General features: G+C 45.5%; 27 protein-coding genes and 1 pseudogene. 20 read left to right on the top strand and 8 right to left on the bottom strand.

What is annotated here, in order from left to right:
* Positions 1-46 precede the first annotated feature (46 nt).
* The 3 genes and pseudogenes from KTR07_RS11995 to mobA all read right to left on the bottom strand — a co-directional run.
* Positions 47-1198 (bottom strand): annotated as a pseudogene (locus KTR07_RS11995) (YWFCY domain-containing protein); the annotation flags it as partial.
* 36 nt (positions 1199-1234) lie between these two features.
* On the bottom strand, positions 1235-2482 hold the full coding sequence (gene mobB / locus KTR07_RS11990) for a conjugal transfer protein MobB (protein WP_005858639.1): 1248 nt from the start codon (positions 2480-2482) through the stop codon (positions 1235-1237).
* A complete protein-coding gene (gene mobA, locus KTR07_RS11985; protein ID WP_005858641.1) occupies positions 2467-2889 on the bottom strand; it encodes a conjugal transfer protein MobA in 423 nt (140 codons plus the stop codon). Before mobA ends, mobB begins: the two co-directional genes overlap by 16 nt.
* A gap of 722 nt (positions 2890-3611) precedes the next feature.
* Here mobA and KTR07_RS11980 point away from each other — a divergent pair.
* Genes KTR07_RS11980 through KTR07_RS11970 form a run of 3 tightly spaced genes read left to right on the top strand, consistent with a single transcriptional unit; the run spans position 3612 to position 5517 of the window.
* Entirely contained in the window at positions 3612-4406 is a 795-nt protein-coding gene (locus KTR07_RS11980; RefSeq protein ID WP_151853394.1) for a ParA family protein, read from the top strand.
* Between the two features lie 8 nt (positions 4407-4414).
* The gene (locus tag KTR07_RS11975; protein WP_004288745.1) at positions 4415-4864 is read left to right on the top strand and encodes a DUF3408 domain-containing protein; all 450 of its coding nucleotides are present in this window, start codon (positions 4415-4417) and stop codon (positions 4862-4864) included.
* Positions 4852-5517: a DUF4122 domain-containing protein gene (locus KTR07_RS11970; RefSeq protein ID WP_005802631.1), complete on the top strand. Its 666-nt coding sequence runs from the start codon at positions 4852-4854 to the stop codon at positions 5515-5517. The genes KTR07_RS11975 and KTR07_RS11970 overlap by 13 nt, the downstream gene beginning before the upstream one ends.
* 454 nt (positions 5518-5971) lie before the next feature.
* Here the strand turns inward: KTR07_RS11970 and KTR07_RS11965 are convergent, their stop codons facing one another.
* Positions 5972-7111: an AbiH family protein gene (locus KTR07_RS11965; protein ID WP_217290528.1), complete on the bottom strand. Its 1140-nt coding sequence runs from the start codon at positions 7109-7111 to the stop codon at positions 5972-5974.
* A 32-nt stretch (positions 7112-7143) separates the two neighbouring features.
* The gene (locus tag KTR07_RS11960; protein ID WP_036632171.1) at positions 7144-8154 is read right to left on the bottom strand and encodes a hypothetical protein; all 1011 of its coding nucleotides are present in this window, start codon (positions 8152-8154) and stop codon (positions 7144-7146) included.
* 475 nt (positions 8155-8629) lie between these two features.
* Here KTR07_RS11960 and KTR07_RS11955 point away from each other — a divergent pair, with 475 nt between their 5' ends.
* From KTR07_RS11955 to KTR07_RS11875, 17 genes are all read left to right on the top strand, one after another.
* Positions 8630-9010 carry a DUF4134 domain-containing protein gene (locus KTR07_RS11955; protein WP_007838794.1) on the top strand — a complete coding sequence of 127 codons (381 nt, stop codon included), beginning with the start codon at positions 8630-8632 and terminating at the stop codon, positions 9008-9010.
* A 5-nt stretch (positions 9011-9015) separates the two neighbouring features.
* The gene (locus KTR07_RS11950) at positions 9016-9345 is read left to right on the top strand and encodes a DUF4133 domain-containing protein (RefSeq protein ID WP_117596898.1); all 330 of its coding nucleotides are present in this window, start codon (positions 9016-9018) and stop codon (positions 9343-9345) included.
* Complete coding sequence (locus tag KTR07_RS11945) at positions 9342-11867, top strand: TraG family conjugative transposon ATPase (protein WP_117596900.1); 2526 nt, start codon at positions 9342-9344, stop codon at positions 11865-11867. The genes KTR07_RS11950 and KTR07_RS11945 overlap by 4 nt, the downstream gene beginning before the upstream one ends.
* Before the next feature lie 8 nt (positions 11868-11875).
* Positions 11876-12232, top strand: coding sequence for a DUF3876 domain-containing protein (locus tag KTR07_RS11940; RefSeq protein ID WP_032936879.1), 357 nt, complete (start codon positions 11876-11878; stop codon positions 12230-12232).
* Positions 12229-12858, top strand: coding sequence for a DUF4141 domain-containing protein (locus tag KTR07_RS11935; RefSeq protein WP_004288758.1), 630 nt, complete (start codon positions 12229-12231; stop codon positions 12856-12858). The genes KTR07_RS11940 and KTR07_RS11935 overlap by 4 nt, the downstream gene beginning before the upstream one ends.
* Before the next feature lie 2 nt (positions 12859-12860).
* Positions 12861-13874 (top strand): conjugative transposon protein TraJ, encoded by a 1014-nt coding sequence (gene traJ, locus KTR07_RS11930; RefSeq protein ID WP_005802642.1) that lies wholly within the window; start codon positions 12861-12863, stop codon positions 13872-13874.
* A gap of 122 nt (positions 13875-13996) precedes the next feature.
* The gene (gene traK / locus KTR07_RS11925; protein ID WP_004288760.1) at positions 13997-14620 is read left to right on the top strand and encodes a conjugative transposon protein TraK; all 624 of its coding nucleotides are present in this window, start codon (positions 13997-13999) and stop codon (positions 14618-14620) included.
* Positions 14617-14919, top strand: coding sequence for a hypothetical protein (locus KTR07_RS11920; RefSeq protein ID WP_151853374.1), 303 nt, complete (start codon positions 14617-14619; stop codon positions 14917-14919). Before traK ends, KTR07_RS11920 begins: the two co-directional genes overlap by 4 nt.
* Positions 14870-16177 carry a conjugative transposon protein TraM gene (gene traM, locus KTR07_RS11915; protein WP_151853375.1) on the top strand — a complete coding sequence of 436 codons (1308 nt, stop codon included), beginning with the start codon at positions 14870-14872 and terminating at the stop codon, positions 16175-16177. The genes KTR07_RS11920 and traM overlap by 50 nt, the downstream gene beginning before the upstream one ends.
* Before the next feature lie 50 nt (positions 16178-16227).
* Positions 16228-17142 (top strand): conjugative transposon protein TraN, encoded by a 915-nt coding sequence (gene traN / locus KTR07_RS11910; protein ID WP_151853376.1) that lies wholly within the window; start codon positions 16228-16230, stop codon positions 17140-17142.
* Positions 17139-17726 carry a conjugal transfer protein TraO gene (locus tag KTR07_RS11905; protein ID WP_011964857.1) on the top strand — a complete coding sequence of 196 codons (588 nt, stop codon included), beginning with the start codon at positions 17139-17141 and terminating at the stop codon, positions 17724-17726. Before traN ends, KTR07_RS11905 begins: the two co-directional genes overlap by 4 nt.
* 20 nt (positions 17727-17746) lie before the next feature.
* A complete protein-coding gene (locus KTR07_RS11900; RefSeq protein ID WP_004288765.1) occupies positions 17747-18205 on the top strand; it encodes a DUF3872 domain-containing protein in 459 nt (152 codons plus the stop codon).
* Positions 18202-18681: a glycoside hydrolase family protein gene (locus KTR07_RS11895; RefSeq protein ID WP_005858664.1), complete on the top strand. Its 480-nt coding sequence runs from the start codon at positions 18202-18204 to the stop codon at positions 18679-18681. Before KTR07_RS11900 ends, KTR07_RS11895 begins: the two co-directional genes overlap by 4 nt.
* Positions 18682-18900: 219 nt before the next feature.
* Complete coding sequence (gene tssD, locus KTR07_RS11890) at positions 18901-19629, top strand: type VI secretion system tube protein TssD (protein WP_234163615.1); 729 nt, start codon at positions 18901-18903, stop codon at positions 19627-19629.
* Positions 19630-19631: 2 nt separating this feature from the next.
* Entirely contained in the window at positions 19632-20786 is a 1155-nt protein-coding gene (locus KTR07_RS11885; protein ID WP_117596904.1) for a hypothetical protein, read from the top strand.
* Entirely contained in the window at positions 20764-21510 is a 747-nt protein-coding gene (locus tag KTR07_RS11880) for a hypothetical protein (protein WP_036644692.1), read from the top strand. Before KTR07_RS11885 ends, KTR07_RS11880 begins: the two co-directional genes overlap by 23 nt.
* Before the next feature lie 106 nt (positions 21511-21616).
* On the top strand, positions 21617-22555 hold the full coding sequence (locus KTR07_RS11875) for a LysM domain-containing protein (protein ID WP_117596906.1): 939 nt from the start codon (positions 21617-21619) through the stop codon (positions 22553-22555).
* A gap of 335 nt (positions 22556-22890) precedes the next feature.
* Here KTR07_RS11875 and KTR07_RS11870 read toward each other — a convergent pair whose 3' ends face one another.
* The 3 genes from KTR07_RS11870 to KTR07_RS11860 form a co-directional block, all read right to left on the bottom strand.
* Positions 22891-23745 carry a hypothetical protein gene (locus KTR07_RS11870; RefSeq protein WP_117596921.1) on the bottom strand — a complete coding sequence of 285 codons (855 nt, stop codon included), beginning with the start codon at positions 23743-23745 and terminating at the stop codon, positions 22891-22893.
* Between the two features lie 119 nt (positions 23746-23864).
* On the bottom strand, positions 23865-25019 hold the full coding sequence (locus tag KTR07_RS11865; protein ID WP_044269136.1) for a hypothetical protein: 1155 nt from the start codon (positions 25017-25019) through the stop codon (positions 23865-23867).
* Between the two features lie 26 nt (positions 25020-25045).
* Positions 25046-25927, bottom strand: a complete 882-nt coding sequence (locus KTR07_RS11860; RefSeq protein ID WP_007838810.1) for a hypothetical protein — start codon at positions 25925-25927, stop codon at positions 25046-25048.
* Between the last annotated feature and the right edge of the window lie 6 nt (positions 25928-25933).

Raw genomic sequence — 25933 nt, 5'->3', positions numbered from 1 at the left:
AATAGCTTGCCAAAGCTATATTTATTATATGCCCTTACGGGCGCACCTGGAGCTGATCCTGCGCCCCTCCTTTCCATGCATCCATGAAAGGAGAAAGGTAGTTTTCCAGCTCCGGGTAGGAAGTCAGGACGGTGAACAGGTCCGAATAAGGCTTGTTCAGTAATTCCACCGCATGCGGGAACGTACAATAAATCCCGTTCTTGTAAATCTTCAGATACCAGATTATTGCAGCAAGCAGAATGATGGGGGATTCTACAAAAAAGTCACCCTGCTTTTCAATCCAGGTGCGATTGAGATTGAGCATTATCGTATAGCTCGCCTCGTACGCATCGGAAATGTCCGTCATAAATTCCGGATTGATAGGATTGCACCGGTGAGACCTGCGCGGATCGTCGAAATTTATGACATAGAACCGGGGCTTGACCTCGTACTTGTCCATATTCTTCAACAAAGAATTATAGGCTATGGTGGACAGGTCATCAAACTTGTAATCGTAGATGTAAATCGCAAAGCCCTTGGCTATAAGCTGGCGTATGTAACTGTTGACTATCGCATAGGACTTGCCGCTACCCGGTGTTCCGATAACCATGCAGGCACGGAAAATATTGACAATATTGACAAATCCGTTATTCCAGCGTTTTTTATAATAGAATCTCGTTGGGAGATTTACCGAATACTCATTCTCCATCAGTCGGGTTTCCTGCATGAAACTCTCATTTTCCATATTGAACACATCTTCCATGAGGTTGTGCCTGTAAAGGCGGCTCATCCATAGCCCCGACATCAGCAGGGCGAGATAGCCTGCCGTAAGAGTAAAAATATAGAATGCGGTATTTGCCGCGTGCGGCAATGGCAGCTCAAGCAACCACCAGTTCAGAAAGAACAGTGCGCATCCTGCCACCAGCGCCGCATAAATTTTAGGCCAGGTTATCTTTTCACCTTTGACTCCGTGCGTACCCAGACAGGAAACGGCCAGCAGAAGCACTGCCAACAGTTTGCTCCAGAGAATGCAGTTGAAAATCCCGGTCGTATTATTGAAATTCACCAAAATCCTGTCCATCACCGCAAGGTTCAAGTTCCACGCGGTGATACTCGGATAACAATACACATAGACGTGTACCACCAAAAGAAAAATACTCACGGCCCTGCCAAATTCCATGATCTTGGCAAGCGCCCTCAAATCGTCTTCCTGCTGCATAAGAATTGTATATAAATGGGTTGATACTTGTTTTGTCTAAATGCCACGTTTGCGTCCGGTCTTCTTCTTTTTCTTCATGCGGCGTGCAAAGGCTTCCTCCTCATAGTCACGCGGGTTGGTTTCCATCGAAAGTATGCCCGCCGCCAGTTCGAGCGTGCTGCCGGATTCGTGGCGGTGATGCTGCCGAAGTTCTGTAGCGGAATGTCCGCCCCGTTCCTTTTCGGGTATGTTTTCCAACCATTTGAAATAGTCGTTGAACACATTGGCGGAAAACTCCTTGCCCATGCGTGAACCGTTGAACACTTCCCGTCGGTCGTGGTCAATGAAGGTGACACCGTAGATACGTCCCCGCTCATTCTCACGGAACACCACATCAATATTTTTTTGCCCCAGCAGTTCCACAAACCGTTTCCGTGAATCCGCCTGCCGCAAGGCACGGGCGATGTCCGCCTGTATGGAGGGTGCCCATTTCCCCTCTTTGAGAGCTTTCAGATTCATCAACATCCGCTTTTCCAACAGTTCATTCCCGAAGCGTTTTCCGAAACGTGAACTCTTGAACGGCGGACTGACCACCTTGCCGGTATCATCCGTGGCAGAATAGACAATGCCGGTGTAGGGTATGCCGGTGTACTCCCCCCTGACCTGTTTCGCCTCGATGTTGAGTGTGGAAAGCAGTGCGCTGTATTCCCCGAAAGTCTGGAAACGGTAGCTTTCCAGTACGGCTTTAAGGGTGTTGCCTACCTGATGGCGGACATCCCCCAAGGAAGCATCCACCTTTTTTAGTTCCGCTTTCGGATTCCGCCTTTCCGTGTCCGCTCCGTTGCGCAAGCCGAAATCCGTTTCCAGTTCCCGACAGGCGGTCATGGAACGGCGGTGCTCGTAGGCGTCACTGATCTTTTTTCCCTGTCCGTCTACACAGACACTAACGATATGAATGTGGGCATTATGGGTATCGGCATGTTTGTAGGCTATGTACGGCTGATTCCCATAGCCCATTTTCTGCATATACCGTTCCGCCAACTCTACCAATTGCCCATCAGTCAGCTGGTCTTCCGGTGCCGGAGAAAGGGAGATATGCAGGACGGGCTTCTCCGTATTGCGGTTTGCCAGCAGGTAGTTCTCAAAAGAGAGCAATGCCAGACGTATGTCCTCACTGGGCAATCCCAATCTGTCGGAAATCATGCGGTTGCCCGAAAGAATCTCGGCGGTACCTGCCGTTACTTTGTCGTAGTTATAGGCAAGTGCTCCGTAAAGGCTTGTTCCGTGACTTATTTTTGCAACCATTTCCGCTCGTATTCCTGGGTTAGCACCATGACTTTTTTACATACAAGCATCAGTTCGATGCTCAGTTTCTCCAACCTGTAGAGCAATGCCATCGCACGTTTTTCCCCGAAATTGTTCTTCAAGGTCCGGACAACCTGATTGTAGTTGTTTCCGACGGCCTGAAACTGCCTGTGGAATTCGGTCAGTTTGATGTAGTAGTCCATTGTCGCCTTGTCGATTTTCACAACTTTAATCTGTCCCGAGAAGATGGATTTCTTGATGAACAGCGTGCGGTCCCCGGCTCCCGAATCCGCCAGCAATTTTTCAAATCTTGTGTTCTCCTCGGCGTTCAGGCGGAAGCTGTACTTGCGGTCCGCCGGATCACTCTTGGGCTTTCTGCCCGTCCTTGTCCCTGTTGTTTTCTCCATGCACATGAGATTTTTGGTTTGTACTTTTTTCTCTTCCGGAATCCGCGACTTTGGAGCGGATTCCCCCGGCTTTTAGCCGGGCTAGTTGTTTTTGTCGGACAAAAGACTTTTTGTCGGACGAAAACACAACTTGCTCTGTTCGCTTGAACAGAGAACCCTCCTTCGTCGGATTGCTGCGCGACGTTCACGGAACGCTGTGATCCGACGAAGTCAGTTCTTTTCCATCGTCTGATTCCGATTTTGCAAAATTAGACAGTGATAACCGATTGGTAAACAGCGTTTGATATGACATTTGATGACATCTGATGACATCTGATGTCAGGTAGGGGAAATGTTGGTGGAAGTTTCAAAAATAGCCGCTACTTTTGGCACAGTGCATGAGGGCATACATTGAAACATTGTCCTGTAAGGGGTATTGCTTGCCTGCCACAGGTGGTGCATGGTGTGAATGCGGCATCATCCATATATGTGCAATGCCATATATGCTGCACGACAATCCTGCATGACGGAATACATTGCATCCGTGCAATGCAGTATGGGATACATTGAACCCCATATTGCATGAATGCAATGCACCTTATATGGCAATGCCCATCGGCAACCGGTATTACACTGGTGCAATATGGTATGCAATGTATTCATGCAAACCGGCAAACAATGCGTCATTGCCGTATACCAACGGATGCATTGCCGTGTGATGAAACGAAAAAATCCGGACAGATATGAAACAAATTATACACTCTAAATTCAAGCCTATGAAGAAAGAACCTTTATTTGTCGCTTTGAGCAACCAGAAAGGCGGTGTGGGAAAATCCACGTTCACGGTATTGCTCGCCAGTTACTTCCATTACCTGAAGGGGTATAACGTACTGGTGGTGGATTGTGATTATCCACAGCACAGCATCAGTACCATGCGGAACTGGGAAGTGGGAAACATTGAAAAGAACGTGCATCTGCAAAACCAGCTGGTGGAACAGTTCGGAGCAAGCGGTAGGAAAGCCTACAGCATCCTGAACTCCACTCCGGAAGAAGCCCGGGAAACGGCCGGACGCTTTCTTGAAAAGTCGGAGCTAGATTATGACCTTGTCCTTTTTGACCTTCCGGGTACCGTAAATGTGCCCGGTGTATTCCAGTCCGTAATCAATATGGATTATGTATTCACCCCCATCACGCAGGAAAGAATGGCAATGCGGAGCAGTATGTCTTTTGTCCTTGCCGTCCGGGAATACATGCACCGACATAAGGATGTACCCTTGCGTGGTATCCATATGTTCTGGAACCGGATGGACAAACGTGTTTCCAAAGACCTGTATAACGGCTATACTGAAATTTTCCGTTCGCTGAAATTGCCGGTACTGGAAACCGTCATTCCCAGTGCAGAACGTTACAAAAAAGACTCCGGAATGAAAGGGCCTCTGTTCCGCAGCACTTTGTTCCCTCCATCTTCCTCCGCAATGAAAGGAAGCAGTCTGGACCTGCTGGCAGCGGAAATAGAAACCATACTGAAACTTCAATAAAAACAATTATGACCACTAAAAGAAGAACGGATTACCAAGTGGACGAGGAGGCATTGAAACGCATGATGGCAGGAGATGTGACCGCTTTGGAAAGAACGGTTCCTCCGGAAGAGGAGCCGGAAACAAAAAGTCAGGCTGGACCTTGTCCGGAGAAACAGGAGAAGAAAAGCGGTTCTTCCAGACAGCAAATAAAAAAAACACCGGATGGAGCGGCTGATTCAGATGAATACCGGAGCCGGTTTCTGAAAGTGAAACTATCGGGAGCAAGAAGGCAGACCTATATTAACGATACATTGTACAGGACTGTTGCCAAAGTATTGCCGGTCATTGCACCGGAAATGTCTGTCCCCATGTTTTTAGGGAGTGTACTGTCAGACCATCTGGAAAGGTATCAGCATATCATCAATGAAATATATAATCAAGAAGCAACTCAAAAGCCAATAGAATGGAAGAAATAGTTTATTTATCAATACGGTTCGGCTGTACCGCTTATCTGTTATATAAGGTATGGAAACAAAAAGAGAGAATAGGTAAAATCTGTGATCTGCTTTATACTCCCCGCAATCGGCCACAAGCAGAAAAAGACAACGGTGAACCGGGAAATGCACAGGATGTGATGGGAGCTACCCGATTTGTCTATCTGGACGAGAATGCCGGAAAGACCGTCGCTCCTTACATGAGCCAGCAACTGGAAACCGGAAGTGATTTTATCGGAGCGGATAAGGATATTCCGGAAGATGAAGTGGAATGCAAACTGCCTTTGGAGGAGATGAGAATGCTGAAAGAAGAACAGGAGGAACTGGACAGCCGCTCTCCCGAAACGGAAGCCATTGCTCCGATGGTTACTCCTGCTGACCTGCTCAATGTAGGCGACGTGCTGCTTAACCTGAATGGTGCCGGCTCGGACGAGAACAAATCATACAGGGCGGCCATGACACTGCATTCCATCCGGGAAACGGACATGTTTGAACTGTTCTCCTCCCAGGTGGAGAACAAGAAGCTGATTGAGGAACTGATGGGGAAGTATGTGGATAAGGAGGGGAATGCGTTGCCTTTGAAAAGAGAGAGGAAAGAAAGCAAACATGTTACTGACTGGAGGAATCTGGTCTGAAAGTAAATGCTATTATGCTACAAAAATTCCATATGCGTTAAATATTATATGTAGAATCTTTATTATGTGCCCCGACTTTGTCTTTTTTATAATCCATGAAAAAGGTTGAAGTTTGTCTTTTGGTAAGAGTAATAGGAAGAAACAAACTTAAAACATAGAAATCACGGGGACAACTCAGAAAATTGGATACTTCCTCACAGTTGCTTACGAATCAAAAGTAAAAGAATAAAATTATCCTAATTGGCTAACAGGAAAAACTATAGCTTAATTTATTAAGTAAAATTTCTCTGCAAGCCTATAAATTATAAAAAATAAGGAGCTGTTTACCAAGTCAGCTCCTTACTTTTTCCAATGGATGAAAATCCGTTTTTCCTACTTCCTTTTATACAATATTTTGTCGCACTTTATGTGCATAACAGATATCATAGAAATCACATTTAAATTTAGAGCTCTATTACATGATTTTGCATTGTTCCTTGTTCACAACTCTATCTCTAAACAACTTCATATTAGTAAAGTTTCTGGAAATATTTTGAACCAGTTCCAAATAATTATCGCTGCCATCTTCCCATTTATGATAAAACGGCTTTATAGAAACACAGTTTTCATGTTCAAAGACGGTATTTAGTAATGTTCGGTCTGAGTTTCCGCAAGAATGCCCCATTATCAAAACTTGAAAAGGTGCAGCTAAAAGAAATTCCAGCAAATCATGGTAATGTCTTGTTTCTAAATATTTAACGGATTTGAGATTTCTAAGTAACTCATTGTCATTCATATCAAGAATAGACTGATAGCTTTTGTCAAGTTCATCCCCATAGCCAAAAATTATATTTTCAGGCTTTTCTAACTCACCATGAATATAATTGTGGGTAATATTGAAATTATTGTACATCTTAGCTGTTTTTGTATAGTTGAAACTCAACAACATGATACGTTTAGGGAGAAGTTTTTTGCGTTCTCCATTATTGTATTTAACTTCTGCAAAGCTAGATGTGTCAAATCCAATGTTATCCAAAGCTTTCTTTTTTCCTTCTGTTGAGAAATCAGCAGGGTCAAAGAAGTCAATTATTGCATTATGAAGGTCATCCCTTACATTGCCTGTTTGTATTGTATGGAGGTATTCAATTAATTTTTCTTGAAGAAATACTAATTGCTCATTTAACTCACCGATCGTATAATCACAATCCGGGTTATCCATTCCCGCTTTCAACAGTTGATAATAGTCGTTTTCAATATCCACCCATCCTTTGACCTCTATTGATTGCAGAATAGTTTTGAAAAATGGGCAACATTCAATAGAGAAAACATCCGGCTGATCCTTGATATACTGAATAACTTCACTACCTGAGTATCTTTCTTTACGATAGATGTCTTTAAAAAAACATGAGTGGGTGAAGACAAAAACATTCCAGCAATTAATATTTACATTATCTTTGATAACCAAACGACAAAGGCAATCTTCTGATACATTTGTAGTATTACCGGCAAAAGCATATACTCGTTGGTCCCAATACCAGTTGATGAAATCCACATAACTTGTTTTAAAGCCATGTGCCATGTCAAATCCGTTTCCTATGATAACAAGTCTATTCATCCGGTTGTAATGATAATGTTAGTGTTATTGACTTAAATTATAGAATAATCTCCTTGTTCTTCATTTACAAGAAGTGGTTTTAAAAGCGTTTCCACCGACTCAAAAGTATTTTGTTTTGAGAAGTGTATCTTTGGTTGTCCCCACCATCCTTTAATATATTGCTGGTATTGGTATTGCAAGGTACGGCGAGGTGCCTGCGCCAAACTGCTATTATAAAAGGAATCCACAATATCAGAATGGTAATTGGTCAATGAAAAGAAATACTGCCAAGTTTCTGATATTTCATTTGCGCTGAATCCGGGACGTTCTATTATCTCCACTGCATCCAATCTGTGAACACCATCATGTTTAGAGAACGCAGCTTTAAGTATTTCACTTGCCTCCTTATCAGAAGAAGGTGCGCTATACCCAAAGATTGTTACCTTACCTGCTTTCGATATATAGTACTTTGCAACGTTCCATTGGTCACGGATAAAGATGTCGCTGTTGTAATCCTTTTGTTCTACAGGATACAGCAAAGGAACAACGTTATACGGTTTGCCACACTTTCTGCAATAGTTTTGTATAAGACCAAAGGTCATGCAATCTTTACACACACCAGCTCCCACATTTCCATGCAAGAACAGAATTTCCGGTCTATTCCGGGTAATCTTTGCCACTCTGTTATATGCTTGGATAAGAAGACTATCCCAGTTGAAGGATACAATGCAGTCTTTTTCTGTGAGCGAAAGAATTAAAAGGTCGTAGATGGTTAAGAAGGATGGAAGCTGCACATTTGAAAAATATTCATAAAGTTTTTTTTCCATTGCTATCCGTGCATTTTTACACTCATCACCACGCCTAAACAGCTCACTATATATATCTTCAAGATTCCTGCTTTTCGTTTCTAGCATAAATCCTTTAAGGATTCCATCTAACCCGACCTGTTCAATGGCTTCATTCATCGTTGGGCAAGATTTTCCCATGACCGCTCTTGAAGCACCTGCTCCAACTATTACGACATGAGGGCGTTGGCAATATAAATCTTTAAGGTTTTTCTTCATACACTAACTGATTAAATATTTTGCCTGTAAGCACTTGTTACATTATGCTTTATTTTACGACCTTATATTTTGTTCGCTTTGTTTAAGCACCATAATTTCATTGTTCATACTTACTAAGTATGAAGGTGATTGTTCTCTGTCTGATTGTTCTTGAATATAAACAGATATATTACTTAAAAATACTTTATTCAAGGCGTGCTCTTTACATTACATGATGCACTGTTTTAACCTGTTTGCATTGGCCATAAAACTGCGTTTGATATGCAAATATAATGATTTTAATTCAATATCAATAATAGTCGTATTTGACAAGAAATCAACTTTATGGAATTTGCCGGCTTTTGTAATGGTAATTATATAATGGTACAGAAGTACAGAAAACTATGTAATAGTTTAAACAATCCATATTTGTACCAAAATTATCGTTTAAATATTATGCTTAAAGAGGACATCTGATGACATTTGATGACATCTGATGACACCTCTGAATCATAGCGCATTATCCCCATTTATCTTTGTTGTCGAATTCAAATTTATGTCTTACCCAAACGATTCGACAATGAAAAGAAGAATCCTTTTTTCTGTGATGTGTGCGGTCATCGCCGCAAACACCTTTGCGCAGGGCCAGGGCCTTGCGGGTATCAACGAGGCAACCAGCCTCATGACCTCGTATTTCGATCCCGCCACCAAACTATGCTATGCCATCGGTGCGGTGCTTGGTCTAGTAGGCGGTATCAAGACCTATGGCAAATTTTCCAGCGGAGATCCTGACACTTCGAAAACCGCCGCCAGCTGGTTCTTTGCCTGTATCTTTCTGATCGTAGCCGCCACCATCTTACGTTCCTTCTTCCTCTAAAGCCTATGGAATATCCGGTAAACAAAGGTGCCGGCAACCCCGTCGAGTTCAAAGGACTCAAGTCGCAATACCTGTTCGTCTTTGCCGGAGGGCTTGCGATGGTGCTCCTTATGGTAGTCTTTCTTTACCTGACGGGGGTGGACCAATGGATATGCTTATCCTTCGGAATCCTGTCCGGCAGCCTGTTGGTGTGGGTGATATTCCGTTTGAATGCCCGTTACGGTGAACACGGGCTGATGAAGCTGCTGGCTGAAAAACGGCATCCACGCTATCTGATTCACCGCAAGAGAGTTTTCAGATTATTCACAAGAAGCAGAAAAAAACAACAATCATGAGAAATGTATTAAAGGCGGAAACGCTGGAACGCAGATTCCCCCTGCTGTCGGTAGAAAACGGCTGTATCGTGAGCAAGGACGCCGATCTGACCGTGGCTTTCGAAGTGGAACTGCCCGAACTGTACACGGTAACGGCGGACGAGTATGAGGCAATGCACTCCTCCTGGATCAAAGCCGTGAAGGTATTGCCGGAACATAGTGTCGTCTGCAAACAGGACTGGTTCGTCAAGGAAACCTACCGTCCGAAGACCGATGACGGAGAACAGAGCTTTCTGACACGCAGCTATGAGCTGCATTTCAATGAAAGACCTTACCTGAATCACAAATGCTACCTGTTCCTGACGAAGACAACCCGCGAACGCAGCCGCCGGAAGAGTGACTTCAATACCCTTTGCCGGGGATTCCTGTTGCCCAAAGAGATAACCGACAAGGATGCTGCCGCCCGTTTTCTTGAGGCGGTGGAACAGTTCGAGCGTATTATGAATGATTCCGGACATATAAGGCTTCGCCGTCTGGAAACAGACGAAATCACCGGAACGAAGGAACGTCCCGGACTGGTGGAAAAATACTTTTCCCTCTCGCTGGAGGATGAGACTGCCGTATTGCAGGACATCTGCCTCAAGCCCGGCAGGATGCGCATCGGCGACAAACGCCTCTGCCTGCATACCCTTTCCGATACGGAAGACCTGCCCGGCAGACTTTCCACGGACATGCGCTACGAGAGGATGTCCACGGACCGCAGCGACTGCCGCCTCTCCTTTGCCGCACCCGTAGGACTGCTGCTGTCATGCAACCACATCTATTCGCAATACGTGTTCATCGACGACGCACAGGAAATCCTGCAGATGATGGAGAAAAACTCGCGCAATATGCTCTCGTTGTCAAAATACAGCCGGAGCAATGCCGTTAACCAGGAGTGGACGGAGATGTATCTTGATGAGGCACATACCAAAGGAGTGCTTCCCGTCAGATGCCACTGCAACGTCATCGCCTGGGCGGAGGATGCGGAAGAGTTCCGCCGCATCAGGAACGACACGGGCAGCCAGCTGGCCATGATGGAATGCACGCCAAGGTATAACACCATTGACACACCGGTCATCTATTGGGCGGGAATCCCCGGAAATGCAGGCGACTTTCCATCCGAAGAATCCTTTTATACCTTCCTGGAACAGGCCGTATGCCTCTTTGCCGGAGAGACCAATTACAGAAGTTCGCCCAGTCCGTTCGGCATCCGGCTGGCAGACCGCCAGAACGGGATACCGGTGCATGTGGATATTTCCGACCTGCCCATGAAGCGAGGAATCATCACCAACAGAAATAAGTTCATTCTCGGGCCTTCGGGCAGCGGAAAATCCTTTTTCACCAACCACCTTGTCCGCCAATACTACGAACAGGGAGCGCATATCCTGCTGGTGGACACTGGAAACAGCTACCAGGGGCTGTGTAGGATGATCCATGACCGTACCAACGGGAAGGACGGGATTTACATCACGTATGAAGAGGACAATCCGATATCCTTCAACCCGTTCTACACCGAATCCGGAAAATTCGATGTGGAGAAGCGTGACAGTATCAATACACTGATACTGACCTTGTGGAAACGGGAGGACGAGTCGCCGAAACGTTCGGAGGAGGTCGCTCTTTCCGGAGCAGTGAACGCCTATATCCGAAAGATTTCGGAGAACCGGAACATCAGACCGGACTTCAACGGTTTCTATGAGTTTGTCGCCGATGACTACAGAAGAATGATTGAAGAGAAAAAGGTGCGTGAGAAGGATTTTGACATTGACGGTTTTTTGAACGTTCTGGAACCGTTCTACCGGGGCGGAGACTATGACTTCCTGCTGAACTCCGACAAGGAACTGGACCTGACAGGCAAACGGTTCATCGTATTCGAACTGGACAATATCAGCAGCAACAAAGTGCTTCTTCCGGTGGTGACACTGATCATTATGGAAACTTTCATCGCCAAGATGCGCAGGCTCAAAGGTATCCGTAAGATGATACTGATAGAGGAATGCTGGAAAGCCCTGATGTCCGCCAATATGAGCGAATACATCAAGTACCTTTTTAAGACCGTCAGAAAATATTTCGGCGAGGCTGTGGTGGTGACACAGGAGGTGGACGACATCATCAGCTCCCCGATTGTGAAAGAGGCCATCATCAACAACTCTGACTGCAAGATACTGCTTGACCAGCGGAAATACATGAACAAGTTCGAGCACATCCAGCGGCTGCTCGGTCTGACCGAGAAAGAGAAAGGGCAGATTCTTTCCATCAACCAAGCGAACCATCCCGGGCGCTTCTACCGGGAAGTATGGATAGGGCTTGGAGGAACCTGCTCGGCAGTATATGCCACGGAAGTGAGCGAGGAAGAATACTTCACGTTCACGACCGAGGAGTCGGAGAAACTGGAAGTACAACGGATTGCCGGATTGCCGGAGGGCAGTCTGGAAGGAGCCATCCGCCGTCTGGCGGAGAAAAAGCGAGAGGAACAGAAACAGGTATCAAACCCGAAATGAAAACGATTATGAGAAACAGACCCCTTATGAGGCTGGCGGTATGTCTGATAAGCATGGCCGCCATGATATTGCAGAGCTGTTCGGAAAGCGGTATCGACCGCGACAAGATCTGCGGAACGTGGACCAGCGTGGAAGGCAGACCTGACGTGCTGGTATACAAGGAAGGAGAATGCTATAAGGTGACGGTGTTTTCCCGTAGCGGGAGAACCCGAAGGCTGAAGCCGCAGACTTACCTGCTGGTGGAAGAAAACGGAAACCTGTTTGTCAATACGGGCTACCGTGTCGATGTGTCCTACAATGAGGCAGCCGACGTGCTGACATTCTCACCGGGCGGAGACTATGTAAGGAAGGAGGAACGGGCATGAAGGCAAGAACGCTTCTGATCGGAACGGCATTTGTACTGGGCGTTACCGGAGCACGCGCCCAATGGGTGGTGACAGATCCCGGCAATCTGGCCCAAAGCATCATAAACATGTCGGACAATATCGCCCATACCTCAAAGACGGCAGTCAATACGGCAGAAAGCTTTGCCGAGACAGTAAAGATCTATGAGCAGGCCAAGAAATATTACGACCAGCTGAAATCGGTCAACAACCTGATACAGGATGCCCGCAAGGTGCGTGACATCATCCTGATGGTGGGCGACGTGTCCGACATCTATGTAACCAACTTCGGCAAGATGATGAACGATGAAAACTTCTCACCGCGCGAACTGGACGCCATCGCCTTCGGTTACACCCGCCTGCTGGAAGAGAGCAACGGCGTGTTGCAGGACCTGAAACAGGTTATCAATGTCAGTACCCTGTCCATGACCGACAAGGACCGTATGGACGTGGTGGACAACTGCTATTACGAGATGCGCCGTTACCGCAACCTTGTGAGCTATTATACGAACAAGAACATAGCCGTAAGCTACCTCAGGGCCAGAAAGAAGAACGACCTGGAACGTGTGATGCGGCTCTATGGGAATGAAACCTCCAAATACTGGTAGCCATGATGCCGTTGTCGATAGATTTTGCCAACCTGCACACCATACTGGCAACCCTGTATGACGAGATGCTTCCCCTTTGCGAGGACATGATGGACGTGGGCAAGGGACTTGCCGGACTGGGTGCGTTGTTCTACGTTGCCGTCCGTGTATGGCAGTCGATGGCACGTGCCGAACCGATAGATGTCTATCCCCTGCTGCGTCCCTTTGCCATAGGCATCTGCATTCTGCTCTTTCCCACGCTGGTGCTCGGCACGCTGAACAATATTCTCAGTCCCATCGTGCAGGGCACACACAAGATGCTCGAAGGACAGACGATGGATATGGAACAGTACCGGATCCAAAAGGAGGAACTGGAAAAGGAGGCCATGCTCCGCAATCCCGAAACAGCATATCTGGTAAGTGACGAGGAGTTTGACCGTCAGCTGGATGAACTGGGCTGGTCAACCATAGATACCGCCTCCCGGCTGGGCATGTATGTGGAAGTCGGGATGTATAATCTGGAAAAGAAAATCCGGGATGCATTCCGCAGCCTGCTGGAGCTGATATTCGCAGCGGCATCGCTGCTGATAGACACCGTGAGGACTTTTTTCCTGGTCGTACTCTCGATACTGGGACCGGTAGCGTTCGCCTTCAGTGTATGGGACGGATTCCAGTCCACGCTCGGACAGTGGTTCACGAGATATATTTCCGTTTACCTGTGGCTTCCGGTCAGCGACCTGTTCAGCACCCTGCTTGCCAAGCTTCAGGTACTGATGCTTCAGAATGACATTCAGGAACTGCAGAACAATCCGGACTACTCGATAGACAACTCGAACAGTGTCTACATCATCTTTATGCTGATCGGGATTATCGGATACTTCACCGTGCCTACGGTAGCAGGCTGGATAGTGCAGGCAGGCGGTGCCGGAAACTTCAGCCGTAACCTGAACCGTACGGCCACCAAGACAGGCGGCCTTGCAGCCGGAGCAGGCGGTGCCGTATTGGGGAATATCGGAGGCAGGCTGAGGGGCAAATAAACCCTGCGGAGCCTCCTTCCCATGAGTCGGGCAACCCAAGATGGCGGGTCCGGTGACCTGTCGGAACGGGATGTCCCGTCATACCGGAAATATTTATTCATTCAAACCAGACATCAAAAAAAATGGAATTCAAGTCATTGACAAACATTGAGAGCAGCTTCAAGCGCATCCGCCTGATGCTGGCGGTCTTTGCCTGCTGCTGTGCGCTCGTTACCGGATATGCGCTGTGGAGCTCATACCGCTTTGCCGAGAAGCAACGCGAGAAAATCTATGTGCTTGACGGGGGCAAATCGCTGATGATGGCCCTTTCGCAGGACCTCTCACAGAACAGGCCTGCCGAGGCGCGGGAACATGTAAGGCGCTTTCACGAACTGTTTTTCTCGCTCTCACCCCAGAAGGATGCCATCGAGCACAATATCAACCGTGCCCTGCAACTGGCAGACAAGAGTGCCTATCACTACTATGTGGATTTTGCCGAAAGAGGGTATTACAACCGCCTGATTTCAGGCAACATCAACCAGGTGGTGCATGTGGACAGCGTGGTGTGCGACTTTGCCGCCTACCCTTACAAGGTGCGGACATACGCCCGGCAGCTGATTATCCGTGAAAGCAACGTGACCGAGCGCAGCCTCGTAACTTCCTGCTCGCTTCAAAACACAGGGCGTTCGGATGACAATCCCAACGGATTCATTATCGAGCAGTTTACCGTGCTGGAGAATAAGGACATAAGAAGTGCGGAACGATGAGGGGAAAACGCGGATTCTTCGGCCATGCGGACAGCCGGGTACGGCTGTTCTGCCGGCGGCTGACAGGAAAGCAGCGCATCCTTCTGGCAGGCACGGCCTCGTTCCTGCTTGTTGTCTCCTGCCTGTACTCGATTCTCTCCTGTGTATCCCGTTTCGGGGAGCCGGGCCAAAGACCGGCAATGGGACATATCCGTTCCGTCGTGTTCCGGCCGGAAAGAACAAGAAACATTCATTCAAACATCCATAAACATGAAAATGGACTTTCAGAAAATCAGGGAACGGCTCGGAGTGTCAAATGACAAGCAGCTGACTCCCGAAGAGAAGCGCCGGCGCGCAAAGTATATTGTCTATCCGTTTTTCTGCCTGCTGTGCATGGGGTTCCTCCTGCTGGTATTCAGCCCGTCGGAAAAGGAGAAGGCGGAAATGGAAAAAGGCAGGGGGTTCAACGTGGAGATGCCTTCACCGGAAGATTCGGAAATGGAGGGCAACAAGGTAAGCGCCTACGAGCAGGAAGCACTGGCAAAAAAGGAAAAATGGCGCAGGGGAACCTTCCAGGAGATGTCCGAACTGCTCAACAAGGACGGTCAGGATACTGCCGGTCTTACCGCAGGAAAAGCAAACATGGAACTTCCGCCGGAACCGGAAAAGGGGAAAGCCCCCGGCTCCATCCGTTCCTCTACAGAAGCTTACCGGAATATGAACCGTTCGCTGGGCACTGTATATACCCGGAATGAAAATCAGCCAGATGCCGATCTGCTCCGCCGTATTGAGGATCTGGAAAAAGAAAGGAAGCCGGCGGAAGAACAGGCGGAAGGCCAGACCCTGGAAGAAAAGATGGCTCTGCTGGAAAAGTCCTACGAGCTGGCTGCCCGCTACAACGGGAAAGAGCCGGATGCTTCCTCTACAACAAATGCCCCAAACAGCCGGAAAGAACGGACGGCTGTCCGGCCTGTAAAACGGGTACAGAACCGGATGGTGTCATCACTGGCCCAGCCTGCAGGCAATGAAGACATTGCTTCCGGATATGCAGGCGAGAGAAATACCGGCTTCCACACCCCGGTAGGCAAAATGCCATCTTCCGGCAGGAACACCATCGCCGCCTGTGTGCATGGCACGCAGACCGTATCTGACGGACAGGCACTTCGTATCCGCCTGCTTGAGCCGATGGCAGTGGACGATCTCCTTATCCCAAAAGGTACGGTACTGGTCGGCGGCACACGTGTCGAGGGGGAACGGATGGGAATCCTGATCGAGACGGTGGAGTACAGGGGCACGCTGTTCCCGGTGGAACTCGAAGTGTATGACGCTGACGGGCAGCAGGGAATCCTTGTACCGAACTCGATGGAGTATGATGCCGCACGTGAGATTGCTGCCGGCATGGGCACCTCTATAGGAAGCAGCATCAATATCTCAACGGATGCCGGAGCGCAGATTGCCTCGGATGTGGGCAAGGGGGTGATACAGGGTATGTCACAATATGTGGGCAAGAAGATGCGCACGGTGAAAATCACTCTGAAGGCCGGGCACCGGCTGTTGCTGCATTCTCCTGAAAAATGAAGGAGGAAAGGAAATCAACCATTTATTCACCAATCAACCAAGAAACACACATGAAGAAGATTCTGATGATGCTTGCCCTGATTGCGGGCACAGTGGCTGCATACGCGCAGCAGAGCAGCGGGGATTATTATGAAGGACTGAGCCGCAAGATCGGATTCAGCCGGATGATTCCTCCGCACGGTCTGGAAATTACATATGACAAGACCGTACATATTATTTTTCCCTCTCCCGTGAGATATGTGGACCTGGGTTCGCCCAATCTGATAGCGGGCAAGGCGGACGGTGCGGAAAATGTGATCCGTGTGAAGGCAACCCGGAAACATTTCCGGAGCGAGACAAACATGAGCGTAATTACCGAAGACGGCAACTTCTATACATTCAATGTCAAGTATGCCGACGAGCCTTTGCTGCTGAATGTGGAAATGTGCGACTTCATCCATGACGGAGAGGCCGTGAACCGTCCGAACAATGCGATGGAAATCTACTTGCAGGAACTCTCCGGGGAGTCTCCCCGTCTGGTACGGCTGATCATGAAATCCGTGTATGAACAGAACAAACGCAAGGTCAAGCACATCGGCTGCAAACGGTTCGGAGTGCAATATCTGCTTAAAGGACTTTATGCGCACGGCGAACTGATCTATTTCCATACCGAAGTGAAGAACGCCACGAACGTGCCTTTCGACGTGGACTTCGTGACCTTCAAGATCGTGGACAAGAAAATCATGAAACGTACCGCCATGCAGGAACAGGTCATCTATCCGCTTCGTGCCTTCAACTATGTGACCCGTGTGGACGGGAAGAAGAACGAGCGGACGGTGTTTGCCCTGCCCAAGTTCACCATTCCCGACGACAAGAAGCTGATAGTGGAAATGTATGAGAAGCAAGGCGGCCGGCATCAGTCCTTTGATGTGGAGAATGAGGATCTGGTACGCGCAGAAACCGTCAATGAACTGAAAGTCAGATGAACGCCATGAAAAGAAACTTCCTCTTTATTATCCTCCTGCTTGCCCTCTTTACGGGGCAGGCAGAAGCCCAACGCCGCCTGCCGGGAATGAAAGCCGTCCGCTTCACCACTGAAATGGCCGACGGATTTTACAGCCGGGCAAACCGTCACGATGCAGGCTATGCCTTCTCGCTGGCTGTATCCACCTGTACTGGGAACGGAAACCAGTGGATGTTTGGCGGTGAGATGCTGAAACGTAACATCCCTTACCGGAGTACGCATATACCCTTGTCGCAATATACGGGGGAAGGCGGTTATTACCATACGTTCTTTTCCACCCCCGGCAAGTCCTTCTTCCTGAACCTCGGCGCTTCCGCCCTGTTGGGCTATGAGACCGTGAACGAAGGAGACCGGCTGCTGGATGACGGAGCCGTTTTGCAGCAATGCGAGTCTTTCATTTATGGCGGCGCGGTAACGCTGGAAGCGGAAGGATACCTGTCCGACAGGGTTGTTCTGCTGGTACGTCTGCGTGAGCGTTTCGTGTGGGGCAGTGCCTCGGGAATCTGCCACTTCCAGTATGGAATCGGAGTAAAATACATTTTCTAACCTTAAAAGAATACATACCCATGAAAAGAAAAATCCTTGATTTTATGCTGACAGCCTGCTGTATGGCATTCTCCTTTCTTGGTCTTGTTGCTTGTGACAATGAGCTGGATATCAGACAGGAATACCCGTTTACGGTAGAAACCATGCCGGTAGCGGATGAGATTACCGATGGGGAGACTGTGGAAATCCGGCTGGAAATCAAGCCGGAAGGGAACTTTGCCGGAACTGTCTATACGCTAAGGTATTTCCAGCCGGACGGCAAGGGCAGTCTGAAGATGGAGGACGGAACGGTACTGAAGCCCAATGACCGTTATCTGCTGAACGAATGGAAATTCCGTCTTTACTATACTTCGCAAAGCGGCAAGGAATCCCAGACCATAGACCTCTATCTTGAAGATAATTGGGGGAATCTGCAACAATTGACATATGATTTTAATGGAAAGGATACGGATGAAGAAAATAACAAGGAGGCTGCATGAAAAGAATACCGGCTGTTATGATCTTTCTGTTACTTGTCTTGTACGGCAAGGCGGAAAATCCCCCGTCTGACAAAGATAAGGCGGTAGCCTGCATCAAGCGGTGGGAAGGCTGGCACCGGGGGAAAATGCCTTACATCGGTTACGGACACCGCCTGCTTCCCCACGAGACGCTGACCGAGAACCTGAGTGAGGCACAGGCAGACTCACTTTTGAGATGCGACCTTGAACGGTGTTTGAAGGTATTCCGAAAATATGGGAAAGACTCGCTTCTTTTAAGTCTGTTAGGCTTTAATGTAGGCTGTTACCGTCTGATCGGAAACGGCAAGATACCTAAAAGCAAACTGATTCAGAAACTGGACAGCGGCAACCGGGATATTTACAAGGAATATGTATCGTTCCGTTGTTATCGGGGGAAAGTCATTCCAAGCATAGAGAGAAGAAGAAAAGAGGAGTTTGAACTGTTCTATATTCCGTAGATTGCTTGCTGATAAAGGTTTGGTTGTTACGAGACGACCGAACCTTTTTTATTTGTCCGGCATGAACATATCCCTAACAGGTGTTGTATTTTAATGTAACCGAAAGACATAAAATGTGTTATTGAGCATATGGTGCATAAAAAATGCTCCTTAAACATTGTCTTTCTTGATTTTTTGCTAAGTTTGAGATGTAATGTCAAATGCATAAAACAAGTCGTCATGAATTCAGAAATAATATTGGAAATAAATGGCTACAAATGCAATCTACTAAAGTATAAATACTGTTTTTCCCGTAATATAGACCGTAAAGGAAGACCTGTAACAGGAATGTTAGGAGGAAACATATATATAGAAATGGAATCTAATGGCAGCAATTGTATTTTGGATATGATGCTTGTTGATACGGACCGGCAGCGTCCCGCTTTCTTTTCTCATGCAGAACCTTTTCCGGTTTGGGGGAAGATACTGCATAGCATAGACGATATGATGTTTCGTGAACTTGCTTTTGATGAAGCGTATCTTTATTGTTATGATGAAATTATGAATGCGACAGAAAGTAGTCCTATGCTTACCCGTTTTCTTATATCTCCAACAAGACTGGATATCAATAGAACCATTAGACTGGATAGAAGGATGGATACGACAGACGGATTCTGGTGGGAGGAATATAAGGAGGAAGAGAGTTTTCAATCTGTTGTAAAAATTAATTATGATAATCAAACTATTTATATAATAGATGCATATTGGATTGATGAAAATGGTATGAAACAGCGTTGTTTGAATGTAGAAAAGCCTGTAACTCTTTATATAAAAGTGGATAATCCTGTTGTAGGAAAACTTGTTGAACTTTCTTTTGAAGATAAAGATTCCGAATTATCTACAGTTCGGTATTCAGGTAAAATAAATAAAGAAGGAATAATTATCATTGATAAATTCAAAATGAATTAAATATGGGTAATATTGTTATTACATCCAGAACTGAAGGAGTCAAAGGAAGTGCTAATTTACAAAAGAAACCGAAAGTGAAAACAATAATGATTTCTGACTTAGATGAAGGTTCTACAAATGATGGCACTTTTAATCTAACCCAAAAAGGATTAGTTTATAACAAAACATATTCTTTAGAAGTTCTTGATTTTATATATGGCATTCCTAAAAGTAATGATGTTAGATGGGAATGTCATTATACTGATAATGGTGGAAATATTACAGTTTTATCTACATGGAAGCCAAGAGGGAAAAAGGTGGACTTTAAAGTAGATGATTTTAATATATTAGGATGCTTCGTGACTTTTTACGCTTACATACAGGAGCAATGTAATGAAGGAGTATTAAAAGTTTGGATACATTACCGGTTTAGATATTTAGATAAAAAAGAAGTTGAAAGAAATATAAATAAACGAATATCATTTCCTTATCTTATAAATCAGCAAAGTACTTCTTTATGTGGAATAGCCTCAATTGCTTATATCTTTGCAAAAAGCAATAGTACTGGATATAATAACTTTATAACCAATATGCATAAGAAAGGAATTGCCCTTATTGACCAAACGGGATATAAAGTTGAAATTGATAAAGATGAACATTTAGTAGAACTTAAACCTCAAAATAAAAAAGTAGGTTCTTTAGAATTTGCAGATTATCTGTTTTTGGCAACAATCAGGGATTTTAAAAATATATTATGGGACTACGATACTCGAAAAGATGATAGCAAAATAGAAGAAACACTGGAAGGCTGTACTGGAATTTCTTTCCCTCATATCATTTCAGGTTTGATGAAAGATGTTTTGAATTTTAACAGTATAATTGATACAACGGCCTTATTTCAAGTACTAAAAAATGGTAATGCCAAAGATATTATATCAGATTTGCAAAATAAATTAGATGAAGGATACTCTGTTTGTGTGCTTATTCACGCAGAAACAGTGATATTTGATGAAGATATAACCTCTATATGTCCTAATCACTGGGTTTGTGTTGAGGAAATTCAACAAAAAGAGAATCATGTTATCATTAAAATGTTTACTTGGGGTAAAGTAATGGAATGTACCATTGATATTGATAATTTTGAAGCGGGATACTATGGATATGTTGCCGGTAAATAGAATACGGGATATTATAAATAAAATAATACCAGTCTTAAGTATTACTCAAAAGGTAATAGGAATACTCTTGATGGTTATAAGTTTTTGTTTGTTGTTTCCTATGCTGCAAGAGAAATACTCTTACAATGATATGACAATGTCAATTATTTGTATATTCTTTTTCATTGCTTTATTAATATATTCTACAATTACAATATTCAAAGTTGTCGTACTTTTTACTCTTAAAATAAATTCACTAAAACCTGTTTTTTTAATACCTTATTGTATATTGATTTTATTATTTGTATTTTTCTGTTACACAATTAACAGTCCATATAATCACCCTTCATCTGTTGATTCATATAAGATTAGAACTGTTATTTCTACTATAGGGTTTGAAGAGTATGAAATAAACGATATACATTTATATGAATTTAAAAAAGACACAGACTTTTCATCTCTTGTACATGAAATTCCTTTAACGGAATTTAGAGTAAGGGAACGATTCTATGGATATGAAAGTTCCGACTCTTTATCTGTTATGTTTGATTGGTTAATAACGGTTAATGATACTATCGTATATAGAATAACCGAGCAAAAAACAGAAAAAAGACTTGTAGGGAAAATGTGGGAGAATTATATTACATCATACGTTCTTAATGGAGAACAATATTCTAATTGCGGAATATATATTGAAAAAAATAAAGGAAAGATTAAAAACAGGGATATGTTTAATATGTATTAGAGTTTGTTGTTAAAATGTTAGTGTAGAGAGAATATGGACTAAATACAAAACGTAGAATTTAACGATATAGTAAAAAAATACACCATAATTTTAATTATATCCATCTATGAGCCAATACAATAATATTTTTATAAGCAGAGAAGATTTTCTGGATTATAAAACAAAAGGAATTCCGTATACTGGATTTGTAATAGGAGAAGGGTATGCTTTTGTGCAATATCAGGATTATTACGAGGATACAGATGGAACAGTCATAGATATGAATGACAATATATTGCCATTCCAAATATGCATACCTAACATTGTTCAAATCCAATGCATTGATACCTCAAAGGAAATGATAAAAAAAAGCCTCAGAGGGCTATTTAGCAAAAATGGATGCGCAAGATATGTAGTGTGTGAAGGAGATACCTTAGCATATATTGCAGAAATGTTTGATGTTACCGTTGAAGAATTAAAAAGATGGAATGACCTGTCAAGTGAGTATTCTATATCCGCAGGACAAAGATTATTAATAATTGACATAACGGAAAGAAGGATTATAGATATACCACACACAGTAGATAATGGAGAAATTAAAAAAGCTGGAGCCTTGACTTCTCTTGAATTTTGGTTGGATTCACCATCCAACACTTTTCTTGAAGGCATAGGTAAAATTCTTGTCAATACAGCTTATAGTAAAATAAACTCACCATTAGTTTTTTTTACGGGGCGTACTTTAGCAGGAGCAAGTCAATTATCGGAAGAACGGTTTGGGGCTTTTTTGGATATAATATCGCTTCCTCTTTTTGGAGGGGTTAAAGCCATTGGCTTTTGTGGCAAAGTAGGAAAAGGGTTGATAAATGGATATAATCCATTTTTAAAAACGAAACAATATAAGATGTATAAACCTTCAGGCAAAGGTTGGCAAAAAGAAGCAAGCAAAAAATTCAAGCAGGCAAGAGAACATTACATAATGCATGTCGAAAGTAAAAAACTTTGGAACGATATGGGCTATGGAGTCAGTATATGGAATGAATATTCAAAAGACAATAATAATGATTGATATTGTAGGACTGGAAAGTATAGGCAAATATATTATTTGGCTATGGAGTAAATATGTAAAACGAAAACATATACCTTATATGGACCTTGAGTTTCATTATCCCAACTATCTCTTTATAGTACTGGGAAGTATTGTATGTGCCATTATATTGGGCATAGCAATTGCCTATTTTTCAATTAAATAAGGAAATGACCCCAATTGCCATATTAGATGCAGATTCCCCAAGCGAGCAGAATCAAGAACCGGGAAGTGTCTAAAACGGAAACGCCACAGGTATGATGTGATATACATCACCTTGTGACGTTTCTGTTTTAAGATGTATTTGTCTGCTGTTCTTACTTTTGAAGCAAGTATTCCCCTATTGAATGATACCGGTCTTTGATTGCGGCATTTTCATTGAATCCATTCAAACAATGGAGCAAGGCTTTCTCCAAAGTGGTGTATCTGCGGTTAAAACATTGCGGATTGTCCAGGCAATAGGCATTCAAGGCATATCTGTATGGGGCATATTCAGGATTATCCTCTTTTATGATTTTCACATGCCAAGGAAAGTGTATCCGCAGAGTGAATGACCGTGTTTCCCCTTTTGTAATCCGTTCCTCTTCCTCCAGCATTTTTTTCACGAGGGACCTGTCCAGCAACGGATATCCATATTCCCTGTAATGTTTGATATGGCAGCAATACTCCGTTGCGTATTGCTTCAATTCTTCCGGTCTTATACCATAGTGCTCCCCATAGAAAAGCAGCACTTCCCTGCCTGTTACGATAACGGGCTTTCCGTCCGCTTCATGTTTAAATACCTGCCGTTCCATCTTTTCCCTGTCTGTCAGCAAGGCAAAACCGAAACATTCCGTAAGGGTGAAACTTTCCCTGCCGGGAACGGACAGCCCAATAAGCCTTTCCAATGTGTGGCAGTAAAAGAAAATACCGTCATCGGCCATACCGGTGTCCGGTGAAAGCATAATTCTTACATCCTTGACCTGACCGCTGTCCCTTTGGACAATCCGGCAATTCGCGTAATGTGGCTCACAAGCATTCTCTTTCTTGAACCTGTGGTATTTCTCCAAAATTTCGTTCCGGATTTCCTCCTTGTCGGTCAGGGCACCTCCCAATCCGCAGTTTTCGCACCACCCGTAATAAAAAGCTTCGTCCGTGAAGTGGTCGAACCCTTTTGTGTTGGGGTTTACCATTGCCTCACACCTGACATTGGCCGATCCGCATCTGCTGCACACTATATTATTTCCCATTGTTCTTCTGCTTTACGGGCGACTCACGGCCGCCCTTGTCATACAATTCGGTTGTTATTCTCTTAATTTATCTTTACCCGGTTCATCAGCTGTCCCGAAATTTCATGCAGTTCCCGGCAGCGTTCCGGCTGCTGTTCCCTTGCAAAGGCGGTGATTCCCTGTGTCAGTTTCCATAGCGTGGCCCCGCCTGTAACTCCGTCGTCAGGATTGTTGTTCATCAGCAGTTTCTCGACCTCACGTCCCTCGTTTTTCAACAAGGCTCCTTTCTGCACCAGATTCTTCAGTTCCTTGTCGAAATCCACGTCTATCTCCGATGCTCCTTGAATTTCGATGGCCTTCTGCATGATGGTGTCTTTGCTGTACAGTCCTTTGGTCAGGTCGGAAACAGCCGATACGGTGGTCTGCGTGTCCAGTTCGTAGGTCTTTTGGGAGAGGGACAGGGATTCCGGCAGTCGGCCTCCAAGGTGTATCTGCCGCATGACGGACTCCCTGACCATCCCGTTCAGGCACGCCCCGTTGAGCAGGAACGACCGCATATCGACCGATCCGTTGCCATAGTCGGATGTGGAGAAGCGTGCTCCTGCGAAGATGATGACCGTTCCGTTCTTACGGGTGGGTATCTCTATCGGAGTGGGCAGGATTGTCTCACACCATACTTTCGTGTCGTTCATATAGGCATCGGACACGACCGCTCCCTGTCCTCCCGCCTCACGGATGAAAGCGGTCAGGATATCCACCGAGTTCAGCCGACGGTAGGAGTCCGACAATACGCCCCGGACTTCCATTCCTACCGCCCGTATCAGTACCCGTGTACGCTCGGTCCATCCCGAATGCTCGTTCAGGATGGTGGCGCACAACTGTTTCTGCCAAACATCCCCGGCAGAAAGCTCGCGCAGGTATTTGGCGGGAATGCCCATCTTCTCCGAAATCTGGCTTATGGCGTTGCCGTGCAGGTTGAAGTTCCCTTCGGGCATTGCCATCTGTACCCTTCCTTCCGCTTTGAAAGAGATAACGGGGCGTTCCTTGCTACGTTGGCTTACCCCGATGGGAGCGATGAAATCCTGCGCGATCCGTCCCTCACTGAGCAGACGGTTGATGGTGTCCATGACACCACCTTGCCTGCCTTCTATCATCCGCTGTACCTTGTTAATGACTACCTGGTTGAGGCCCTGCTGTTTCTGTACCGATACAGCTGCCGGCATTACTGTTGTTTCCATAATACTATGTTTTTAATGTTGATGAATCAGAATTTATTCTTAGAGCTTGTCTTGGTTGTTTTAGTATGTCCCATGTATTTTTCTTCTGACAAACGGATATAATCCTCTTCGCTATATCCGGTCAGCCCGAACAGTTCATAATATCCGGGGAAAGTTTTTTTTCCCGCTTCCGGTATATGCATGCTGGTTCCCTTGTGGCAGCAGATGATATGCCGGACAAAGCGGTAACACTTGCAAAGATCAGCCACGACGGTATATTCGTTGTCCGTATGAGGTTCGTAATATCCACAGGAAAGATTGATACAGGATACTTCCAGACCGTTTCTTTTCAAAGCCGCCACATCTGTATTCAGTCCCTGTGCCGGCTTGTAGCCGTACTTCCGGACATCTATAGCTGAAATGAACTCGTTGGAGCAGAGCTTCATCCCATTGATTTGTGTTACCATATCCCCGTTCCCTTTCCGGTCACACTGAATCACGAAACGGCAATCGGAAAAGAAGGACATATCGGCATGGCTGCTGCCTATGCATCCCACCTCCTCCTGTACGAAGAAGGCACATTTCACCGTCTTGCAATCCTCCAGGCATTTCAGGCAGATCCAGATGCCGTTCTTGTCATCCGCACCGATTCCGGTCATCCGTTTACGCTTGTGATCATAGCCGACAATCATCGAGTCCGCCACAAGATGGGCTGCATAAGAGCCTGTCTTGCGCCAGTGTACCTCATCCATGTGCGCCACGACACAGGGGTAGCTTTCCCGGTTGCCTTTGACCGCATAGATGTTTCCGTACCTGTCTTGCCGGAAAGGAATCTCCATCTTTTTGAGTTCCTCTATGATGAATTTAGCCATCTTCCCCTCTCTGCCAGAGGGGGAAGAAATGCCGTAAAGAGCCATTAGTTTTTCCATGATAAT

This window comes from Bacteroides sp. MSK.20.82, assembly GCF_019052485.1.
In the GTDB taxonomy this organism is placed as follows: domain Bacteria; phylum Bacteroidota; class Bacteroidia; order Bacteroidales; family Bacteroidaceae; genus Bacteroides; species Bacteroides thetaiotaomicron.
The sequence above is the reverse complement of the archived record's forward strand: the minus strand, read 5'-3'. Positions and strand labels throughout refer to the sequence as shown.

Coding starts and splice junctions, on each gene's coding strand:
- KTR07_RS11885 (WP_117596904.1), top strand. CDS start 19,632: ATGGGTAATATTGTTATTACATCCAGAACTGAAGGAGTCAAAGGAAGT.
- KTR07_RS11975 (WP_004288745.1), top strand. CDS start 4,415: ATGACCACTAAAAGAAGAACGGATTACCAAGTGGACGAGGAGGCATTG.
- traM (WP_151853375.1), top strand. CDS start 14,870: ATGAAAATGGACTTTCAGAAAATCAGGGAACGGCTCGGAGTGTCAAAT.
- mobB (WP_005858639.1), bottom strand. CDS start 2,482: ATGGTTGCAAAAATAAGTCACGGAACAAGCCTTTACGGAGCACTTGCC.
- traJ (WP_005802642.1), top strand. CDS start 12,861: ATGATGCCGTTGTCGATAGATTTTGCCAACCTGCACACCATACTGGCA.
- KTR07_RS11945 (WP_117596900.1), top strand. CDS start 9,342: ATGAGAAATGTATTAAAGGCGGAAACGCTGGAACGCAGATTCCCCCTG.
- KTR07_RS11940 (WP_032936879.1), top strand. CDS start 11,876: ATGAGAAACAGACCCCTTATGAGGCTGGCGGTATGTCTGATAAGCATG.
- tssD (WP_234163615.1), top strand. CDS start 18,901: ATGAATTCAGAAATAATATTGGAAATAAATGGCTACAAATGCAATCTA.
- KTR07_RS11870 (WP_117596921.1), bottom strand. CDS start 23,745: ATGGTAAACCCCAACACAAAAGGGTTCGACCACTTCACGGACGAAGCT.
- KTR07_RS11955 (WP_007838794.1), top strand. CDS start 8,630: ATGACACCTCTGAATCATAGCGCATTATCCCCATTTATCTTTGTTGTC.
- KTR07_RS11935 (WP_004288758.1), top strand. CDS start 12,229: ATGAAGGCAAGAACGCTTCTGATCGGAACGGCATTTGTACTGGGCGTT.
- KTR07_RS11980 (WP_151853394.1), top strand. CDS start 3,612: ATGAAACAAATTATACACTCTAAATTCAAGCCTATGAAGAAAGAACCT.
- KTR07_RS11960 (WP_036632171.1), bottom strand. CDS start 8,154: ATGAAGAAAAACCTTAAAGATTTATATTGCCAACGCCCTCATGTCGTA.
- traN (WP_151853376.1), top strand. CDS start 16,228: ATGAAGAAGATTCTGATGATGCTTGCCCTGATTGCGGGCACAGTGGCT.
- KTR07_RS11905 (WP_011964857.1), top strand. CDS start 17,139: ATGAACGCCATGAAAAGAAACTTCCTCTTTATTATCCTCCTGCTTGCC.
- KTR07_RS11875 (WP_117596906.1), top strand. CDS start 21,617: ATGAGCCAATACAATAATATTTTTATAAGCAGAGAAGATTTTCTGGAT.
- KTR07_RS11865 (WP_044269136.1), bottom strand. CDS start 25,019: ATGGAAACAACAGTAATGCCGGCAGCTGTATCGGTACAGAAACAGCAG.
- KTR07_RS11965 (WP_217290528.1), bottom strand. CDS start 7,111: ATGAATAGACTTGTTATCATAGGAAACGGATTTGACATGGCACATGGC.
- KTR07_RS11950 (WP_117596898.1), top strand. CDS start 9,016: ATGGAATATCCGGTAAACAAAGGTGCCGGCAACCCCGTCGAGTTCAAA.
- KTR07_RS11900 (WP_004288765.1), top strand. CDS start 17,747: ATGAAAAGAAAAATCCTTGATTTTATGCTGACAGCCTGCTGTATGGCA.
- KTR07_RS11880 (WP_036644692.1), top strand. CDS start 20,764: ATGGATATGTTGCCGGTAAATAGAATACGGGATATTATAAATAAAATA.
- KTR07_RS11895 (WP_005858664.1), top strand. CDS start 18,202: ATGAAAAGAATACCGGCTGTTATGATCTTTCTGTTACTTGTCTTGTAC.
- KTR07_RS11860 (WP_007838810.1), bottom strand. CDS start 25,927: ATGGAAAAACTAATGGCTCTTTACGGCATTTCTTCCCCCTCTGGCAGA.
- KTR07_RS11920 (WP_151853374.1), top strand. CDS start 14,617: ATGAGGGGAAAACGCGGATTCTTCGGCCATGCGGACAGCCGGGTACGG.
- traK (WP_004288760.1), top strand. CDS start 13,997: ATGGAATTCAAGTCATTGACAAACATTGAGAGCAGCTTCAAGCGCATC.
- mobA (WP_005858641.1), bottom strand. CDS start 2,889: ATGGAGAAAACAACAGGGACAAGGACGGGCAGAAAGCCCAAGAGTGAT.
- KTR07_RS11970 (WP_005802631.1), top strand. CDS start 4,852: ATGGAAGAAATAGTTTATTTATCAATACGGTTCGGCTGTACCGCTTAT.